The organism is Duncaniella muricolitica (assembly GCF_910574735.1).
In the GTDB taxonomy this organism is placed as follows: Bacteria; Bacteroidota; Bacteroidia; order Bacteroidales; family Muribaculaceae; genus Duncaniella; species Duncaniella muricolitica.
Window position 1 is genome coordinate 1 of record NZ_CAJTCF010000181.1, and the last position, 351, is coordinate 351.

The 351-nt window shown below is 47.3% G+C and carries 1 pseudogene; it reads left to right on the forward strand.

The window, feature by feature from the left end:
* Window positions 1-148: 148 nt before the first annotated feature.
* Window positions 149-351 (forward strand): annotated as a pseudogene (locus QGT73_RS17365) (ISAon1 family transposase N-terminal region protein); the annotation flags it as partial.

A 351-nucleotide genomic window follows, 5' to 3' on the forward strand; every position in this document is an offset into this window, starting at 1 on the left:
TTTATGGATCTGCATTCAATCGTCGAGACAACCAAGAAGCACGGCAACTCGCCCTACAACGCAATCCTCGCCCTTTTCTAAACGGCGACTACATCGGCGCGTCCGCTGAATAGTTACGGAATTTTCAGAAAATTGTTAAATTTGCGGTATGAAAACATCGGAAGCATTCTGGATGTTCTTGCCCCAGGGGCTGGACGAACTGTTTGAGATGGTGCGCTTCGAACGCACAGAACAGGCATATGACATATGGCTTGACGAAAAGAAGAAACTGTCTGATGAAGACTATCGTAATCCGCATATCGTAGCGCGAGGCTATACGGATTACGTTACGATACAGGACTATCCGATGCG